Origin of the sequence: Micromonospora sp. NPDC005206 (assembly GCF_040608175.1) — a bacterium.
Lineage (GTDB): Bacteria > Actinomycetota > Actinomycetes > Mycobacteriales > Micromonosporaceae > Micromonospora.
In genome coordinates this window covers 89,565-106,553 of sequence record NZ_JBEXHU010000002.1, presented here as the reverse complement: position 1 = coordinate 106,553, position 16,989 = coordinate 89,565, and the positions used below count along the sequence as shown (strand labels likewise).

The 16,989-nt window shown below is 71.6% G+C and carries 19 protein-coding genes and 1 pseudogene; 8 read left to right on the top strand and 12 right to left on the bottom strand.

What is annotated here, in order from left to right; translation table 11 throughout:
* Positions 1-129: 129 nt before the first annotated feature.
* Entirely contained in the window at positions 130-465 is a 336-nt protein-coding gene (locus ABZU69_RS02665) for a hypothetical protein (RefSeq protein ID WP_074316807.1), read from the bottom strand.
* Between the two features lie 31 nt (positions 466-496).
* A complete protein-coding gene (locus ABZU69_RS02660; RefSeq protein WP_354962676.1) occupies positions 497-841 on the bottom strand; it encodes a hypothetical protein in 345 nt (114 codons plus the stop codon).
* A 264-nt stretch (positions 842-1,105) separates the two neighbouring features.
* Here ABZU69_RS02660 and ABZU69_RS02655 point away from each other — a divergent pair, with 264 nt between their 5' ends.
* The 3 genes from ABZU69_RS02655 (at position 1,106) to otsB (ending at position 2,956) form a co-directional block, all read left to right on the top strand.
* Positions 1,106-1,549, top strand: a complete 444-nt coding sequence (locus tag ABZU69_RS02655) for an XRE family transcriptional regulator (RefSeq protein ID WP_089021730.1) — start codon at positions 1,106-1,108, stop codon at positions 1,547-1,549.
* 161 nt (positions 1,550-1,710) lie between these two features.
* On the top strand, positions 1,711-2,064 hold the full coding sequence (locus ABZU69_RS02650; protein ID WP_354962675.1) for a hypothetical protein: 354 nt from the start codon (positions 1,711-1,713) through the stop codon (positions 2,062-2,064).
* A 67-nt stretch (positions 2,065-2,131) separates the two neighbouring features.
* The gene (otsB, locus tag ABZU69_RS02645) at positions 2,132-2,956 is read left to right on the top strand and encodes a trehalose-phosphatase (protein ID WP_354962674.1); all 825 of its coding nucleotides are present in this window, start codon (positions 2,132-2,134) and stop codon (positions 2,954-2,956) included.
* A 2-nt stretch (positions 2,957-2,958) separates the two neighbouring features.
* Here the strand turns inward: otsB and ABZU69_RS02640 are convergent, their stop codons facing one another.
* The 4 genes from ABZU69_RS02640 to ABZU69_RS02625 form a co-directional block, all read right to left on the bottom strand.
* Complete coding sequence (locus tag ABZU69_RS02640; RefSeq protein WP_089017723.1) at positions 2,959-3,729, bottom strand: isoprenyl transferase; 771 nt, start codon at positions 3,727-3,729, stop codon at positions 2,959-2,961.
* Between the two features lie 31 nt (positions 3,730-3,760).
* On the bottom strand, positions 3,761-4,903 hold the full coding sequence (locus tag ABZU69_RS02635; RefSeq protein ID WP_354962673.1) for a geranylgeranyl reductase family protein: 1,143 nt from the start codon (positions 4,901-4,903) through the stop codon (positions 3,761-3,763).
* Between the two features lie 429 nt (positions 4,904-5,332).
* Positions 5,333-6,193: a hypothetical protein gene (locus ABZU69_RS02630; protein ID WP_354962672.1), complete on the bottom strand. Its 861-nt coding sequence runs from the start codon at positions 6,191-6,193 to the stop codon at positions 5,333-5,335.
* Between the two features lie 37 nt (positions 6,194-6,230).
* A complete protein-coding gene (locus ABZU69_RS02625) occupies positions 6,231-8,075 on the bottom strand; it encodes a phosphoenolpyruvate carboxykinase (GTP) (protein WP_354962671.1) in 1,845 nt (614 codons plus the stop codon).
* A gap of 135 nt (positions 8,076-8,210) precedes the next feature.
* On the opposite strand from ABZU69_RS02625, the pseudogene ABZU69_RS02620 reads away from it, so the two are divergent.
* The 4 genes and pseudogenes from ABZU69_RS02620 to ABZU69_RS02605 form a co-directional block, all read left to right on the top strand.
* Positions 8,211-8,300, top strand: a pseudogene (locus tag ABZU69_RS02620) (GtrA family protein); the annotation flags it as partial.
* Between the two features lie 211 nt (positions 8,301-8,511).
* Positions 8,512-9,048, top strand: coding sequence for a GtrA family protein (locus ABZU69_RS02615; RefSeq protein WP_354962941.1), 537 nt, complete (start codon positions 8,512-8,514; stop codon positions 9,046-9,048).
* Positions 9,049-9,111: 63 nt separating this feature from the next.
* Positions 9,112-9,819 (top strand): GtrA family protein, encoded by a 708-nt coding sequence (locus tag ABZU69_RS02610; RefSeq protein WP_354962940.1) that lies wholly within the window; start codon positions 9,112-9,114, stop codon positions 9,817-9,819.
* Positions 9,816-10,361, top strand: a complete 546-nt coding sequence (locus ABZU69_RS02605; protein ID WP_354962670.1) for a MaoC/PaaZ C-terminal domain-containing protein — start codon at positions 9,816-9,818, stop codon at positions 10,359-10,361. The genes ABZU69_RS02610 and ABZU69_RS02605 overlap by 4 nt, the downstream gene beginning before the upstream one ends.
* A gap of 41 nt (positions 10,362-10,402) precedes the next feature.
* Here the strand turns inward: ABZU69_RS02605 and ABZU69_RS02600 are convergent, their stop codons facing one another.
* Positions 10,403-10,975, bottom strand: coding sequence for a PH domain-containing protein (locus ABZU69_RS02600; RefSeq protein WP_354962669.1), 573 nt, complete (start codon positions 10,973-10,975; stop codon positions 10,403-10,405).
* Positions 10,976-11,061: 86 nt separating this feature from the next.
* Positions 11,062-11,937: a biotin--[acetyl-CoA-carboxylase] ligase gene (locus ABZU69_RS02595; RefSeq protein ID WP_354962668.1), complete on the bottom strand. Its 876-nt coding sequence runs from the start codon at positions 11,935-11,937 to the stop codon at positions 11,062-11,064.
* 84 nt (positions 11,938-12,021) lie between these two features.
* Here ABZU69_RS02595 and ABZU69_RS02590 point away from each other — a divergent pair, with 84 nt between their 5' ends.
* Positions 12,022-13,605, top strand: coding sequence for an acyl-CoA carboxylase subunit beta (locus ABZU69_RS02590; protein ID WP_354962667.1), 1,584 nt, complete (start codon positions 12,022-12,024; stop codon positions 13,603-13,605).
* Between the two features lie 58 nt (positions 13,606-13,663).
* On the opposite strand, the gene ABZU69_RS02585 is transcribed toward ABZU69_RS02590, so the two are convergent.
* The 4 genes from ABZU69_RS02585 to ABZU69_RS02570 form a co-directional block, all read right to left on the bottom strand.
* Complete coding sequence (locus ABZU69_RS02585; RefSeq protein ID WP_354962666.1) at positions 13,664-14,530, bottom strand: hypothetical protein; 867 nt, start codon at positions 14,528-14,530, stop codon at positions 13,664-13,666.
* A complete protein-coding gene (locus tag ABZU69_RS02580) occupies positions 14,523-15,023 on the bottom strand; it encodes a SigE family RNA polymerase sigma factor (protein ID WP_354962665.1) in 501 nt (166 codons plus the stop codon). The genes ABZU69_RS02585 and ABZU69_RS02580 overlap by 8 nt, the downstream gene beginning before the upstream one ends.
* A gap of 62 nt (positions 15,024-15,085) precedes the next feature.
* Positions 15,086-16,069 (bottom strand): 2-dehydropantoate 2-reductase N-terminal domain-containing protein, encoded by a 984-nt coding sequence (locus ABZU69_RS02575; RefSeq protein WP_354962664.1) that lies wholly within the window; start codon positions 16,067-16,069, stop codon positions 15,086-15,088.
* Positions 16,070-16,101: 32 nt separating this feature from the next.
* A complete protein-coding gene (locus ABZU69_RS02570) occupies positions 16,102-16,845 on the bottom strand; it encodes a M50 family metallopeptidase (protein ID WP_354962663.1) in 744 nt (247 codons plus the stop codon).
* Positions 16,846-16,989: the final 144 nt, after the last annotated feature.

Here is a 16,989-nt window from a genome sequence, read left to right as displayed (position 1 = left end):
TGCATCCCGGCCGGTGGGGCCACCGTCACCGGTCTGACGTGGCCCCGACGGTGCGTGTCCGCCGCGGACGACGCACCGCGCTCGTGGCGCCGGTCGGCGGAACCGCCCCCGGCGGCTCGCCGACCGGCCTCAGCCGGTCCGTCGGACGAGCGTGCCGGTCGGGTGCCGCCCGGTGATCGGGGCGGCCGGCGCCGTGAACGACGAGCCGGTGTAGGTGGTACCGGGGCGAGCGACCGTGCCCGCTGAGCGCACGACGCCCGCGGGGGAGACCGACAGGGCGGAGGCGATGGCCGCCTGGGCGTCGCGCCGCCGTCGGTTCCACGCGCCCCGGTCACCGTCGAAGTAGCCCTGCCGGTAGCCGAAGCGGTAGCCGATGCGGTAGCTGAGCTGGCCGTGCAGCCGGCCGGCCGCGTAGCTGGTGGCGCCGAGCACCAGGACGAGGAAGACCGCCAGGAACGGGCTCATCGGGCGGCCCCGGCCCGGCCCGGACGCCCGGTCATCGCTCCTCCGGCTCGACCGCGGTGGGATCCGCGACGAGCAGCCGGTCCAGGTCGTCGGTGCTGACCTCCTCGACCAGCTCGACGCTGATCCGGCAGCCGTCCAGCACGACCTCGGCCACGGAGGAGCGGCGGATCTCTCCGCCCGCGTCGTAGACCCGCACGCTCAGCTCCGGGCAACCGAGATGGGTACGCCAGGCGTTCCACTCGGTGCGGTCGCCGACGCTCAGCGACAGGTAGCGGCAGCCTCGGGCGACGTAGAGGCGCCACGGAGCGGTCAGCCCTGCGGCCACCCCTTCGGCAATCAGCCCGAAGGCCTGGGCTCGGGTGGCGAGCTCGGTCACCGCACCCCCCTCGCGCCGGGGGCGTGACGCATGTGAGCACCAGTCGTCTCATGCACGTGACACACCGTAGATTGTCCCATGGGCGTGACAGTATCAGCTTTTCGTCCGTTTACCGCCGCCCCTAAAGGCATCTATTCTGCCCGGGTGACACCCCTCAACAGTGGCACTGGATCGTTTACCGGAAATCCGAAGAACCCGTCACGTTCGCGTGACGACGGCGCGCCCGGGCGCGCGCCGACGACCGACTGGCCGTACCGTCACGGGGTGACCGAGACGGCCAATGCGCGGAAGATCGCCTTCGCCACCTTCGTCCGGCGCGCGCTCGACGAGGCCCGGGCGACCCGGGCCTGGAGCGGCACCGAGGTGTCCCGGCGCACCGGCGTCTCCCGGCAGACCATCAACCGGTGGGTCCGCGGCGACTGGGCCAGCGACCCGGAGGCCGAACGTGTGGTCGCCTTCTGCGAGGGTCTGGGGCTGAACCCCGCCGCGGCCTTCGCCGCCCTCGGCTGGGACCGCACCGCCGCGGGCCCGCGCGCCGGCCAACCGGCACCGCCGATGGACCCGGACGTGGAGGCACTGCTGCGGCGGCTGGTCGATCCGAACGTGTCGGACGCGGAGAAGTTCCACATCCGCGAAACCATTCGATACCTCGCATATCGCCCGACGCTGCCGGTCGACGTCCGAAAAAGAGGGAATCAGGCCGGCTAGTTCCTCAGATGGCGAAAGAACGCCTGGTCAGGTTCATTCGTTTGGCTCCGGGGCCGGAACGGGCACGCTAGCGTCCCTATTCGTACTGCTTGGGCTCGTCGTCGGCGGGGGACGGGACAAGGCCGAACCCAGCCCTGCGGGACAGAAGGAGGCGTCTGTCCATGACCCTGAAGTGGTTGGCAGTCGTGGTCGCCACGGTGTCGATGACACTGTGGGCGACCGGCAACGCGGTGACCCTCGTGGTCAACGGCGGGCAGCTTCCGCTGCTCGTCAACCTCCTCGTGCTCATCAGCGCCGGCACCGCGGTCATCCTGGCCGTCATGGCGGAGCTGCACGAGCGGCTGAACGACCGGATCAGCGCACTCACCGAGTTCCTGGTGGCACGGCTCAACGAGATCGAGAACCACACCGGCGATCGCAACACCGGGTTCGTGGAGGGTTATCTGCTGAGTCACGGCCAGGAGGCGGCGGTGGTGCCGTTCGGCCGTCGCGGACGAGGAGCCGCCGAACGCTGACCACGCGCCGCCGAGTGGGCCCGCTCGGCCAGGAATGAGCCTCCTTCGCCGGGGTACGCTGACGCGCGTGCCGCCGTTGAATCTGGGCAATCAGCAGCCGAGGACCCCGTTGAACGCCGACCAGGCCTGGCGGATCACCGCCGGCCGGGCCGCCGGGACCGTCCTCTTCTTCGACTTCGACGGCACGCTCGCGCCCGTCGACGACGATCCGACCGCGGTACGCCCCGCTCCCAAGGCGCTGGCCGCGATCGAGGCACTGGCCCCGGTGGTGCAGCGGGTCGCGATCGTCTCCGCCCGACCGGTGGAGTTCCTCCGGGACCATCTCGGCGGGCTCGCAGGCGTGGACCTGTACGGCCTCTACGGGCTGGAGCACAGCCACTCCGGCGGAGAGACGGTCACCGAGCCGACTGCGCTGCCCTGGGTGCCGACCATGGCGGAGCTGGCCGACCTGGCCCGTGCGGAGCTGCCGCCCGGCACGCTGGTCGAGTACAAGCGGCTCTCCGTCGCGCTGCACTGGCGTACCGCGCCGCAGCTCGGCCCGACCATGCAGCAGTGGGGGCAGGCCCAGGCCGACCGTCTGGGGCTGCGTGTGCAGGCCGGGCGGATGGTGCTGGAGCTCAAGCCGCCGGTCGACGGGGACAAGGGCATGGTGATCGGCGAGGTGATCCGGGATGCCACCGGCGCCTGGTACTTCGGCGACGACGTCTCGGACATCAAGGCCTTCGCCGCCCTGCGCGCCCGAGCCGCGGCCGACCCGGACTTCTTCGGCGTCTGCGTGGCGGTGGCCAACCCGGAGACCGGCCAGGAGGTGGCGAACGCCGCCGATCTGACCATCGAGTCCCCGGCCGCCCTGGGCGACTTCCTCACCCGGGCGCTGACCCACCTGCCCTGACGTCAGGCGCCGTAGCGACGTTGCCGAGTGGCGTACGAGCGCAGCGCACGCAGGAAGTCGATGTGCCGGAAATCCGGCCAGTTGAGCTCGCAGAAGTAGAACTCCGAGTGCGCGGACTGCCACAGCATGAAGCCGGACAGCCGCTGTTCGCCGCTGGTGCGGATGACCAGGTCGGGGTCGGGTTGGCCGCGGGTGTAGAGGTGCTCGGCGATGTGCTCGACGTCCAGCACCTCGGCCAACTCCTCGATGGTGCCGCCGGAGGCGGCGTGCTCCAGCAACAGCGAGCGCACCGCGTCGGTGATCTCCCGCCGGCCGCCGTAGCCCACCGCGATGTTGACCTCGGCGCCGCCGCTGCGCTCGCGGGTGCGCTCCTCGGCGCCCTTGAGCGCCGCCGCGGTCTGTGCCGGCAGCAGGTCGAGCGCCCCGACGATGCGCAGCCGCCAGGGGTTGCCCTCCTCGGCCAGCTCCACCACCAGATCCTCAATGATCTTGAGCAGCGGGTCCAGCTCGCTGGCCGGCCGGCGCAGGTTGTCGGTGGCCAGCAGGTAGAGCGTGACGTGCCCGATACCGGCCTGGTCACACCAGCCGAGGACGTGCTTGATCTTCGCGGCGCCGACCCGGTGCCCGTCGTTCGGGTCGACGAAGCCCATCTCCCTCGCCCACCGACGGTTGCCGTCGCACATCACCCCGACGTGCCGGGGCACCGGCTTACCCGCGAGCTTCGCCGTGAGCCGGCGCTCGTACACGGAGTAGATAAGGTTCCGCAGCGTCATCACCTAGCAGCGTAGCGACCCGCCGGGCGGATCACCGCCTCGGAGGCCGATCCCCGCCGGAGAGCCCGAATCCGATCATGGCCAGGGTACGGGCGGTGAGCCGCCCGTCGCCCAGCCCCAGCTCGACCACGTCGTCGAACACCCGATCGTCCCGACGGGCCGCCCGGACCGCCGCGTCGACCACCCACCGGCGCCGCGCCAACCAGGCCGCCACCGAGCTGTGCCGCAGGTGGGTGCCGAGGCGGCGACGGAGTCCGTCGGCGTAGCGGCGGGCGGCGGCCTCGGGTGCGCGGGCCGCTGCCGCCCCGGCCAGCGCACCGGAGAGCAGCGCGTAGAAGATGCCCTCCCCGGTGAACGGATTGATCAGCGACAGCGCGTCCCCGGCGAGCAGGGTGCGGCCCTGCGCCGGTGCCGGCCGGTGGGTGGACAACGGCAGGTGGTGGGCACGCAGCGCGGTCACCGTCGCGAGGTCGGTGCCGGGCAGCAGCGCGGCCAGCCGGTCCAGCAGGTACGCCCGACTCAGCGGCTCCCCGCGCAGCACTTCCCCGTACCCGACGTTCGCCCGTCCGTCGCCGATCGGGAACGACCAGGCGTACGCCGGCCAGTGAGCCTGCGAGGTGACGATGAGCTGCTCGGACGGGCCGGGCAGCGCCGGCGCGTACCCCCGGATGGCCAGCGCCAGGTGCCGGTCGGGGTTCACCGGGTGGCCGAGCGCCCGGCGCACCACCGACCCGGCGCCGTCCGCGCCCACCACCACACGGCCGGACAACTCCCCGTCGAGCACCACCCGGTTGGCGCGCGGCTCCACCCGCCGGACGGTGTGCCGGCGCAACTGCGCGCCGGCGGCCACCGCGGCCGCCACCAACCGCGCGTCGAAGACCTGCCGGGGCACCGTGTACGCCGGGCGGGGCAACGCCCGCGCCACCGCGCCCCCGCCCGGGGCGATCATGCGCAGCGCGGGCAGCGGCACGTAGCCCGCCACCGCCTCGGCCACCCCCAGTTCGGCGAGAACGTCCACCGAGTGCGCGGCGATCCCGTCGCCACACGCCTTGTCCCGGGGAAAGTCGGCCCGGTCCAGCAGCAGCACGCTGGCACCGGCCCGGCGGGCCGTCAGCGCGGCGGCCGCTCCGGCCGGCCCCGCTCCCACCACCACCACGTCGAACTCGTCGCCCACCGCGAGCCTCCCTCCGGCCGGTGCGACGCGGCCCGTCCCGCCCCGCCGGCGATCCGCCCGTGCCGCCGACGCCGGTCTGTGACCGACGCCACCCGCCATCCTGCCTCCTGCCGGCTCGGGTCGACCGACACCGAAGCGCCCGATCTGGCCAGAACGCCCCAACCGGCCGGCACCCCCTCGTGCCGCACGCTGCCGCGGCAGCCCGGGGTATGTGCATGTCCCAGGCCCTGTAGAGCTGCCCCACCTGTGGGGCATGCAAGGCCGAAGTGCCCGGCGGCCCATTTCTGGGGCAGCTCGACAGGTGCCCGGAGAAGCTGCCCGCGAGCGGGCCACGCAAACGGCCGAAGTGCCCGGCGGCCCATTTCCGGGGCAGCTCGACAGGGCACCAGAGAGGCGTGGCAGGCCCGAACGGAGCCGCGCCACGCGGGGTCAGGCCGGGGCCGCGGCATCCTTCGCGCGAGCCGCGCGCCGTAGCCCGTACAGCGTCAGGGCCGCGGCAGCGAGCAGCGGGCCACCGTCCCGGATCAGTCCGTCCAGCCCCAACAGCCACCAGCACAGCGGCAGGTCCACGGCGAGTACGGCCATCGTGACGACGACCAGCAGGCCGCGCGCCCAGTGCTTGCCGCGCATCAGAAACGCGGTGCAGAACAGCACCGCGTAGCTGGCCGTGATCCCGGCGCCGAACCAGAACAGCACGGCCGGCACCGCGGTCAGGCGATCGTCCAGGATGGATCCTCCGGCCACCAGCGCCGGCACCAGCATCAGCGGGCTGTAGGTGAACGCCGCCACCCGACTGGTCAGCAGCCAGCCACTGGCCTCCGGCCGGCGCCGTGGCGTCTCCCGCCAGGAGATGCCGGCCCGGTCGATCACCAGTCGCGGCCGGTGCCGGACCAGGTGCCCGGTCAGCGCCGGCGAGTGGTAGAGCAGCCAGACCACCGCCGCGCAGAGCGCGGTGAGCGCGGCGAAGCCGAGCAACCCGGGCAGTGGCGGCACTCCCTGCCGGGGCACGATCAGCCGGCCGACGGCGAAGATCGTGGTGACCGCGAGGATCAGCCCGAACGGGCGGGCGGCCGTACGCCCCCGCCGGACGTGCCCGATCAGCAGCAGGAAACCGAACGAGCGCAGCATCGCCCAGCCGGTGCGCACCGCCAGCCCGAAGCCCGGCTCCGGGGCGTACCACCAGTTGAGCAGCTCGACCACGACGGTGGCCGCCGCGGTCGTCGCGAGCAGGATGGTCAGCACCCGGACGGCGGACGGCCGCCGGACCTCGGTCTCGGCGGCCGTCCTCATGGGATCCGATGATGCCCGGCAGGGGCGATGTTCACACCTACCGTTGCGGCTGCGCGGCGTCCAGTCGGGCCCGCAACGCGTCCAGCTCGGCCCAGAGCACGCCGGGCAGCTTGTCACCGAACTTCTCGAACCACTCGGTGACCAGCGGCAGCTCGTTGCGCCACTCGTCCGGGTCGACCTTCAGCGCGATCCGGACGTCCTCCGGGGTCATGTCCAGGCCCTCGACGTCCAGCGCGTCCGGGGCCGGAACCATGCCGATCGGGGTCTCCACCGCCGCGGCCCGGCCCTCGATCCGCTCGACGACCCACTTCAGCACCCGGGAGTTCTCGCCGAAGCCCGGCCAGAGGAACGAGCCGTCCGGGTCCTTACGGAACCAGTTGACGTAGTAGATCTTGGGCAGCTTGGCCTCGTCGCCGTCGGTGCCCTTGCCCATCTCGATCCAGTGCCGGAAGTAGTCACCGGCGTGGTAGCCGATGAACGGCAGCATCGCCATCGGGTCCCGACGCACCACGCCGACCGCGCCGGACGCGGCGGCGGTGGTCTCCGAGGAGAGGGTCGCACCCATGTAGACGCCGTGCACCCAGTCCCGAGCTTCGGTCACCAGCGGGATGGTGTCCCGGCGGCGGCCGCCGAAGAGGATGGCGTCGATCGGCACGCCGTTGGGGTTGTAGTAGTCCTCGGCCAGGATCGGGCACTGGGTGATCGGGGTGCAGAACCGGCTGTTCGCGTGCGAGGAGAGGCGGTCGCTGTCCGGCGTCCAGTCGTTGCCCTTCCAGTCGATCAGGTGCGCCGGAGGCTCGCCCATGCCCTCCCACCAGATGTCCCCATCGTCGGTGAGGCCCACGTTGGTGAAGATGGAGTTGCCCCGGTCCAGCGTCCGCATCGCGTTGGCGTTGGTCTTCCAGTCGGTGCCCGGCGCGACGCCGAAGAGGCCGTACTCCGGGTTGACCGCGTAGAGGCGACCGTCCTCGCCGAACCGCATCCAGGCGATGTCATCGCCGATGGTCTCGACCTTCCAACCCGGGATGGTCGGCTCCACCATGGCCAGGTTGGTCTTGCCGCAGGCGGAGGGGAACGCCCCCGCGATGTGGTAGACCTTCCCCTCGGGCGAGGTGATCTTGAGGATCAGCATGTGCTCGGCGAGCCAGCCCTCGTCGCGCCCCATCACGCTGGCGATCCGCAGCGAGTAGCACTTCTTGCCGAGCAGCGAGTTGCCGCCGTACCCGGAGCCGTACGACCAGATCTCGCGGGTCTCCGGGAAGTGCGAGATGTACTTCGTCTCGTTGCACGGCCACGCGACGTCCTCCTGGCCCGGCGCGAGCGGGGCGCCGATCGAGTGCAACGCGTGCACGAAGTCCGCGTCGTCACCCATCGCCTCGAGGATCCTGGCACCCATCCGGGTCATGATCCGCATCGAGGCGACCACGTACGGGCTGTCGGTGACCTCGACGCCGAACATCGGGCTCTCGGCCTCGACCGGGCCCATGACGAACGGGATGACGTACATGGTGCGACCGCGCATCGAACCGCGGTACAGGTCGTTCATCGTCCGCTTCATCTCGGCCGGCGCCATCCAGTTGTTGGTGGGGCCGGCGTCCGCCTCGTCGACGGAGCAGATGAAGGTGCGCTCCTCGACCCGGGCGACGTCCGTGGGATCGGTGCGCGCGTAGAACGAGTTGGGCTTCTTCTCCGGGTTCAGCCGGATCAGGGTGCCGGCCTCGACCAGCTCATCCGTGAGGCGGCGCCACTCCTCGTCGGACCCGTCCACCCAGACGACCCGGTCGGGGGTGGTCAGTTCCGCGACCTCACGGACCCAGGCGAGCAGTTTCGGATGGGACGTCGGGGCCTGATCGATACCCCGCACAACAGCCGGAGCAACCATGACACATCTCCTTGTGGTCGACGCTGACCGATCTATGGGATGCACGAGTCTCAGCGGCGCGATGCGTCGCTTCGTGGAAACCTGGGATTGGGCTCAGCGTAAACCGGGCAGCCTTCCGAGTCAGTGGGACTGGTTGTGAAGAACTGCACAAGCTACGGCTACGCTGCGGCATTGGGAGCTGATACCCGCTTTCCCGCGCAGTTTCACGCAAATCTTGTTGTGCACCCCGTCGACGTGAGTTGCGGTCGAGCGGCGAACCGGTCCCGCCGACCGTTGCGTGGATTCCCGTTCCGGGACGCGTCACTCCTCCCGTTGGTTACGCTGCGTTCAGCAGCGACGCACCCGGCGCGAGCCCGGCACGAGCGACCACGCATGCTCGCCGTTGCTACCCCGCTGACTGGTCATCAGCCGGTACGCTCGGCCCGTGGCCGCCACGATGACCGGGGAGCAACCGGGTCCCCGGCAGACCCGGCCGGGTCTGGTCCGGGCACTCCTCGACCGTTTCGGTCACCTCGTCCGCGAGTTGAGCAAGTTCGCCACGGTCGGCGGCATCGCCTTCCTCATCGACTTCGCGCTGTTCAACTACCTGACGACCGCGCGTGGCGTCGAACAGGTGACGGCGAAGACCATCTCCACCGTTCTCGCGGCCAGCTTCGCGTTCGTCGGCAACCGGTTCTGGACCTGGCGGCACCGCCAACGCAACAATCCGGCCCGGGAGTACGCGCTCTTCTTCTTCTTCAACGCTGTCGGCCTCGGCATCGCGGTGGCCTGCCTCGCAATCAGCCGGTACGGGCTCGGCAGCATCTGGCCGGCGGTGTTCCAGACGCCGCTGGCCGACAACATCGCCAGCTTCGTCGTCGGCACGGGCCTCGGCACGCTCTTCCGATTCTGGTCCTACCGGCGGTTCGTCTTCGTCGAAGCGGGAACCCGGACCGTTCCGCAGGTGAAGCACGACCGAGACCACGGGGCGTGACCTGCCGCCCACCTCGTCCGGCCGGTGATCGCCGGCCTCACCGACTGCCCTAAGGTGTTTCGCATGCGTCTTGTCCGTCTGCTGCCTGAGCGCTGGCAGAAGTTCATCCGCGAGGCGCTCAAATTCGGCATCGTCGGCGGCATCAACACCGTCATCAATTACGCGGTGTTCAATGTCCTTGCACTCACCGTCTTTGCCGATGGTCAGTTGAAGGCCACCGTGATCGCGACCATCGTCGCCACGATCACGTCGTATCTTATGAATCGTCACTGGACGTACCGGGACCGCCCGAAATCGGCGCTCCGGCGGGAGTACGTCCTGTTTTTTCTCTTCAACGCGACCGGCCTGCTCATTGAGTTGGGCGTACTGGCCGCAGCCAAGTACGGCCTCGGCGTCCACGGCCTGCTGGCACTGAACGTCGCGAAGACCGGTGGCGTGCTGCTGGCCACCCTGTTCCGGTTCTGGTCGTACCGGACCTTCGTCTTCCAGCCCGTCGTACCGGCCGAGACCGAGGCGAAGGCCGAGCCCACCTGGCACAGCATCCCGCGTGACGAGTGGGACACCATGGCCGGGATGGACCCGGTCGCCGAGCTGGCCGAATCCGTCTCCGAGCTGGAGGAGTCCGACGGCCGTCCGGCGACCGCACCCGGCCCGATCGGCGCTCCCACCCAGGGGAGGCCCACGCCGTTGAGCGCTGGTTTCTCCGCCGACCTGGACGCGGAACTCGCCGCGGAGCTGCACGCCGGCACCCGCCGCGCGCCCCGCCGGTGACCCCACCCGCAGCCCGCTCCGGCACCGGGGCACGCGCCGAGTTGTTCTTCGAGGACCTCGTCCCGGGGCTCACCGTCGACCTCGGCGTGGTCACGGTGGATGGCGACGAGATGGTCGCCTTCGCCCGCCGCTTCGACCCGCAGTGGTACCACGTCGACCCGGAGCTGGCCGGAGCGAGCCGGCACGGGGGGCTCATCGCCAGCGGTTTCTACACGGTCAGCCTGTTCATGCGGGCGTACGTCGACCACCTGCTGTCCCGCGCGGCGGCGGACGCCTCCCCCGGCCTGGAGGAGCTGCGCTGGCTCGCCCCGGTGCGCGCCGGGGACCGGCTCGCCGTCCGGGTCGACGTGATGGGCGCCCGGCCGTCCACCGCCCGCCCGGGCCTCGGCACCGCCAGCCTCACCGGCACCATGCTCCGCCTCGGCCCGGACGACCGGCCCGAGCAGGAGGTGTTGCGGACCCGTTTCCGCGGCTGGTTCGCCCTGCGCCCCGCCGACCCGTCGCCTGAGACCGAACCGACCGAGACCGAACCGCCCGCCTGACCCGCCCCGGCGCGGTGGCCGGGGCGGTCACGCAGTCGGAATCAGCTCGTGGTGTCGCGCAGCGGCTTGCCCTCGCGCATGTCGGCGAGGATGTCACGCATCTCCCCGTCGCCCAGCGAGTGCTTGTCGTGCTGCGCCTCGACCAGCTCGTACAGGGTGGTCTGCACCTGGCCGACGCCCGGGACGTCGGCGAGCACCGACTGGCCGCGCTCGCCGGCGGACTCGATCGTGAGCGTGCCGCAGCCGAGCAGCCGCTCGATGAAACGCTGGTTCATCGAGTGGTCGTTGATCCGGGTGAGCGGGAGGTCCCGCCGGTCCCGGGAGAAGACACCCTGCTGGAGCAGCACCCGCTCATTGGTGAACAGGTAGTGCGTGGTGCGCCAGACCAGGAACGGCCACAGCCCCAGCCAGAACACGGCGACCAGGGCGAGCACCCCGATCACGGCCAGCGCGATCGAGCCACCGCCGCCGGCCGGCAGCAGGAGCACGCCAACGACTACCGCCGCAACGGCCAGCACCAGCACCGCGATCGGCCGGATCAACGCCTTCCAGTGCGGGTGCAGGTGCAGCACGACGTGCTCGTCCTCGGTGAGCACGTCTTCGGGGAACGCCACGGGAACCTCCATCGCCATTTTTCCGACGCGCAGACCGTAACCGGTCCAACCGCCCCGGCGGATCAGCCGCACGGGGCGGGTTGCGTTCACCGGAGGTGCAGGACATCGCCGGCGGCCAGGACGCGGTCGCCGGTGGGGGTGGTGACCAGGAGCTGCCCGTCGGGATCCACGCCGGTGGCGGTGCCGGTCAGGTCGTCGCCGCCAGGAAGCAGGACCCGCACCTCGCGACCGACCGTGGCACAGGCCGCCAGGTAGGCGTCGCGCAGGCCGCTGGCCACGGCGTCCCCGCCGGCGGCGCGCCAGCGCTCGTACCAATCGGCGACCGCGCGCAGCAACGCCCGCAGCAGCGGGTCCCGGTCGGTGGCCGCCCCGCCGGCCAACTTCAGCGAGGTGGCCGGCAGCCCGGTCGGGTTCACCGGCAGCTCGTCGGCGCGCAGCGTCACGTTCAGCCCGATACCGAGCACGATCGCCGGCGGCTGGTCCGGCGAACCCCCAGGCACCGCCTCGGCGAGCACGCCGGCGCACTTCGCGTCGCCGATGAGCAGGTCGTTGGGCCACTTCAGGGTGGCCTCCAGCTCGGCCAGCCGGGCCACCGCCTCGACCAGCGCCACGCCGGCCAGCAGCGGCAGCCAGCCGTACCCGGTGGGCGGCGCGGCCTGCCAACCACGGTCCGGCACGGCCTCGCCGGGCCGCAGCAGCACGCTGGTGGTGATCCCGGCCCGCGCCGGCGACTGCCAGACGCGGCCGCGCCGGCCGCGACCGGCGGTCTGCCGCTCGGCGACCACGACCAGGCCCTCCGGCTCGCCGGCCCGGGCAGCCTCGGCCACGTCGGCGTTGGTGGAGCCGGTCTCGGTGCGCAGCTCCAGCCGGGCCCACGGGCCGTGCGGCGCGACCAACGCGCGCCGCAGCCGGGCCGCCGACAACGGCGGGCGGTCCAGATCGGTGTACGGGGAGCCCGGCATCCCGCCAGCCTACGGCGGTGGCCGCACCGGCACTGAGGCGTACTGCACAGCGGCGTCGTCCTGAACCATCGTTATATTCCCTGGGTGACTACCGAGACCGGGACCAACATCCACAGCACCGCGGGCAAGCTGGCGGACCTGGAGCGCCGGGTCGACGAGGCGGTGCACGCCGGATCGGCGCGCGCGGTCGAGAAGCAGCACGCCCGGGGCAAGAAGACCGCCCGCGAGCGGATCGAGATGCTGCTCGACGAGGGCTCCTTCGTCGAGCTCGACGAACTGGCCCGGCACCGGTCCACGGCCTTCGGGCTGGAGAAGAACCGGCCGTACGGCGACGGTGTGGTCACCGGCTACGGCACGGTGGACGGCCGGCAGGTCTGCGTCTTCGCCCAGGACTTCACGGTCTTCGGTGGCTCCCTCGGCGAGGTCTTCGGCGAGAAGATCGTCAAGGTGATGGACCTGGCCATGAAGATCGGCTGCCCGGTGGTGGGCATCAACGACTCCGGCGGGGCGCGCATCCAGGAAGGCGTGGTCTCCCTCGGCCTCTACGGCGAGATCTTCTTCCGCAACGTCCGCGCCTCCGGCGTCATCCCGCAGATCTCGCTGGTGATGGGCCCCTGCGCCGGCGGCGCGGTCTACTCCCCGGCGGTCACCGACTTCACCGTGATGGTCGACCAGACCTCGCACATGTTCATCACCGGCCCAGACGTGATCAAGACGGTGACCGGCGAGGACGTCGGCATGGAGGAGCTGGGCGGGGCCCGTACGCACAACTCGCGCAGCGGCAACGCGCACTACCTCGCCACGGACGAGGAGGACGCGGTCGACTACGTCAAGGCACTGCTGTCGTACCTGCCGTCGAACAACCTCGACGAGCCGGTGGTCCACCCTGCCGAGGCGGATCTCGCCATCAGCGACGAGGACCGGGAGCTCGACACGCTGATCCCCGACTCGGCCAACCAGCCGTACGACATCCACCGGGTGATCGAGCACGTCCTCGACGACGGGGAGTTCCTGGAGGTCCAGCCGCTCTACGCGCAGAACATCGTGGTCGGCTACGGCCGCGTCGAGGGGCGCCCGGTCGGCGTGGTGGCCAACCAGCCGATGCACTTCGCCGGCACGCTGGACATCGCCGCCTCGGAGAAGGCCGCCCGGTTCGTCCGCACCTGCGACGCGTTCAACATCCCGGTGCTGACCTTCGTGGACGTCCCCGGCTTCCTGCCCGGCACCGGTCAGGAGTGGGACGGCATCATCCGCCGCGGCGCCAAGCTCATCTACGCGTACGCCGAGGCGACCGTCCCCAAGGTCACCGTGATCACCCGCAAGGCGTACGGCGGGGCGTACGACGTGATGGGTTCCAAGCATCTCGGCGCGGACCTGAACTTCGCCTGGCCGACCGCGCAGATCGCGGTGATGGGCGCGCAGGGCGCGGTGAACATCCTCTACCGTTCCGAGCTGGCCGGCGCCGAGGACCCGGCGGCGGTTCGGGCCGAGAAGATCGCCGAGTACGAGGACACTCTGGCCAACCCGTACGTGGCCGCCGAGCGTGGGTACATCGACTCGGTGATCCCGCCGCATGAGACCCGGACCCAGATCGTCCGGGCGCTACGAGTCCTGCGCACCAAGCGCGAAACCCTCCCGGCGAAGAAGCACGGCAACATCCCGCTCTGACCGCGCTCCCTGGTCCGCGCAACTTCACAGAAGTTGTGCAGACCAAGGGCGGCCGCGGTCAGCAGGAGGGGTTGGCGGCGAGGCACATCCGACGCGCTGCCACCACGGCCAGCCGGCGCAGCTCCGGCTCGGAGCTGTTCCGTCCCAGACTGAGCACCGTGATCAGGTCACCCACTCGTACCACCGCCGTGCTGGTCGGCGAGTGCTCGTCACCAATGGCCTTGCCGGTCTTCTGGTCGCGGGGCTGCGACACGGTGTGGCGCAGCAGGGCGGCACCGTCGCCGGCGAAGTCCCGCTGCACCACCGCCCACTGATGTACGGCCGTCCCGGTCCCCTTTCGTCCCGCGACCTCGTACGGCCCGACGCTGCGCCACTCGGCGCAGGGAGCCACCAGCCGGTCGAGGTCGGCGAAGAACGACCCGGCAGCCTCCGGCGTCACCCGGTACAGATCCTGACTGAGCAGGAAGTCATCGGGACCGGTGTCGGCGGCCTCTGCGGGTTCCCGGAGCATGGTCAGCGCCCGTGACCAGCGGGACGTCTGCCAGGCAGGGGCCATCCCCTGCTCTTCCCGGCAGTAACCCAGCATGTTCTCGACGACGACCATCTCCCCCAACCCCGACTGGCTGAGCTGCACCTGCGCCGGCTGCGCCAGGTCGGCCGGTTGCAACAGTGCGTCGGCGTCGATCTCGCCCCGGGCTGGTGCGGTCGGGCTCGCCGAGGCAGCCACCGGGGGTGCTGTCGGCCCACGACCGTTGCCGACCACGTCGACGGCGAACGCCCCCGTGATCACCAGCACCACCGTGGCGGTCACGGCGGTACGCCGATTGCGCCGCCGGGCCCGGGCCCGGATCTCCTGCGGCTCGGGCCACCGCACGTCCCGCAGGTCCCGATGGACCCGCTCGACGAATGCCAGGTCGTCACGCATCGGTAGCCTCCTCGAGTTCAGAGACGGCGAGCAGCCCGGCGAGCGCGGTGCGCCCCCGGGAGAGCCGGGCCTTGACGGTGCCGACCGGGGCCGAGGTCTCCCGCGCCACCTCGGCGACCGGCATGCCCATCAGGTAGTACAGGGCGATGGCGGTGCGCTGCTCCTCGGGCAGCCGGCGCAGCGCGGCGACCACCTCGACGGTGTCGGTGCCCGGGCCGGGAACGGTCTCGGTGGCGCCGTGCCGCAGGTACGCGCGGGCGCGACTGCGCAGGCTGCGCCACCGGCTGACCGCGATCCGGCTGGCCACCACCCGCACCCACGCCTCCGGGTCGTCGTATCGGCTGACCGTCGACCAGCGCTGCCACGCCCGGATGTACGCCTCCTGCACGGCGTCCTGCGCCTCGACCCGGTCGCCGGTGAGCGCGTAGACGAAGCCGAGCAGCCGTTGCCGGCTCCCGCGGTAGAACTCGTCGAACCCGTCGACGTCCGGCACCCGCTACCTCCCCGTGTCGGTCGCAGGGAACACGCGCCGGGTGGGGTCCTCGGTTGCCCCGGTCAGGCGATCATCTTCTCCAGGTCGGCGAGCGAAAACGCGCCGGGTCCGATCCGCTCCCGCACCGCCCGGCGCACCGCGCGTTGCACGGCCACGTTGGCCGGCGTCGGTACGCCGTGCAGCCGGCCGAGCAGCGCGATCTCACCGTTGAGGTGGTCGACCTCGGTTGAGCCCGTACCCCGGGCCAGGCTCTGCCAGGTGGAACCGCCGGAGCGGCCCGCGCCGTCGACCGGGCGCTGCTGAACCCGATCGCCGCGTTCGGCTCGCTCCTCGTCCTGCGAGGTGTGCGCGATGTGTGCGGCGGCGAGCGCGGCGACGCCCTCGGCGCGTACCCGCTCGGCCAGCGCGTCCGGGATGTCCCGGCCGAGCAGCGCCTGGAGGCCGTTGCCGAGGTTGGCGAGCAGCTTGCCGTACTTCCAGCGCAGCACGTCCTGCCGGACCGGGGCGACGAACCCGGCGGCGGTCAGGTCAGCGGCGATCGCCTGATCGGTGTCGTCGACGCCGGCCGGGTAGCGCCCGATGTGCAGCATTCCCGGGTGCGGGTAGCCGTTGGACACCACCGCGCCCGGGTCCAGATGGGTGGCCGGCAGCCAGACGCAGACCGGGTGCACGTCGGCGAAGAGCCGCAGGGCGGCCCTCTCGTTAGCCACCCCGTTCTGCGCGGTGACCAGCGGCAGCCGCTCACCCGCCGTGCCACCCCCGTCCACCGGCGCGTCCACCCAGGCGGCCAGCGCGCCCGCGGTGTCCTGCGACTTCACGGTGAGAATCAGCACCGTGTCGGCCGGCAGCGGGAGGTCACCGGGGCCGTCCGCGGCGGCGAGCCGGGCGGTCAGGTCGCCGTCAGGCTGGCGCAGGGTCAGGCCCCGCTCGCGGATCGCGTCCAGGTGCGCGCCCCGCGCCACCAGGGTCACGTCCCGACCGGCCTCGGCCAGCCGTACCCCGATGGTCCCGCCGACCGCGCCCGCCCCGATGATCACGTATCGCATGCGCCTCATTCTGCCCGCCCGAACCCTCGTGGTCAGAGAGTCAGGCCGGCGTCGGTGAGGATCGGGCCGGCGAGCAGCAGCGCGCCGGCGACGAGCGCGACCAGGTTGACCAGGGCGAAGAAGAGCACCCAGAAGAACGCCGGGAACGGGGTGAGGCCGGCGAGCTGGTCGGCGTCGGACGCGGGCATCCGGCCGCGCGAGCGCAGCCGTTGCAGCTCCACCACCGGCCGCACCCCACCGAGCAGCAGGAACCACACCCCGGTGTACGCGAACGCGGCCTGCACCTGCGGGGTGGCGTACCACGAGACGGCGAGCACCAGGGCGCCGGTGACCAGCAGCGACACCACGCCGAAAGCGTTGCGGATCATCACGAGCATGGCGAGCAGCAGCACCACCGCGACCCAGAGCAGCAGGGTGATCCGGTTGCCGCCGAGCAGCCAGGCGCCGGCCAACCCGACCAGCGGCGGGGCGACGTAACCGGCGAGCAGGGTGAGGATCATGCCCGGCCCCGAGGGCCGACCGGCGGAGAGCGTCAGCCCGGAGGTATCCGAGTGCAACCGGATGCCGCGCAGCTTGCGGCCGGTGAGCAGGGCGATCAGCGCGTGCCCGCCCTCGTGGGCGATGGTGATGGCGTTACGGGCGATCCGCCACGGCAGTCGGGTGCTGACCACCACCAGCGCGACGGCCGCGGTGATCAGCACCAACAGCGCGGGCGGGTCCGGCTGCGCGCCGAACAGCGTGTCCCACAGGTCGCTCAGCCCGTCGATCGACATCATGGGGCGCGAGCCTACCGGCGTCGTTCCGGTGTCGGTCCCGGGCCACCGGCTCGTATCGGGTGAGACTGATCGGGTGGGATTCCCTGAGGCTGTTCCGGCTCGACGGCGAGCACTACGTCGAGGTGCCACCGACACCCGTCGATG

Excerpts from the sequence above, each read along its gene's own strand:
- ABZU69_RS02665 (WP_074316807.1), bottom strand. The coding sequence starts at position 465 with ATGAGCCCGTTCCTGGCGGTCTTCCTCGTCCTGGTGCTCGGCGCCACC.
- ABZU69_RS02650 (WP_354962675.1), top strand. The coding sequence starts at position 1,711 with ATGACCCTGAAGTGGTTGGCAGTCGTGGTCGCCACGGTGTCGATGACA.
- ABZU69_RS02640 (WP_089017723.1), bottom strand. The coding sequence starts at position 3,729 with ATGACGCTGCGGAACCTTATCTACTCCGTGTACGAGCGCCGGCTCACG.
- ABZU69_RS02630 (WP_354962672.1), bottom strand. The coding sequence starts at position 6,193 with ATGAGGACGGCCGCCGAGACCGAGGTCCGGCGGCCGTCCGCCGTCCGG.
- ABZU69_RS02625 (WP_354962671.1), bottom strand. The coding sequence starts at position 8,075 with ATGGTTGCTCCGGCTGTTGTGCGGGGTATCGATCAGGCCCCGACGTCC.
- ABZU69_RS02615 (WP_354962941.1), top strand. The coding sequence starts at position 8,512 with ATGACCGGGGAGCAACCGGGTCCCCGGCAGACCCGGCCGGGTCTGGTC.
- ABZU69_RS02610 (WP_354962940.1), top strand. The coding sequence starts at position 9,112 with ATGCGTCTTGTCCGTCTGCTGCCTGAGCGCTGGCAGAAGTTCATCCGC.
- ABZU69_RS02595 (WP_354962668.1), bottom strand. The coding sequence starts at position 11,937 with ATGCCGGGCTCCCCGTACACCGATCTGGACCGCCCGCCGTTGTCGGCG.
- ABZU69_RS02585 (WP_354962666.1), bottom strand. The coding sequence starts at position 14,530 with ATGCGTGACGACCTGGCATTCGTCGAGCGGGTCCATCGGGACCTGCGG.
- ABZU69_RS02575 (WP_354962664.1), bottom strand. The coding sequence starts at position 16,069 with ATGCGATACGTGATCATCGGGGCGGGCGCGGTCGGCGGGACCATCGGG.
- ABZU69_RS02570 (WP_354962663.1), bottom strand. The coding sequence starts at position 16,845 with ATGATGTCGATCGACGGGCTGAGCGACCTGTGGGACACGCTGTTCGGC.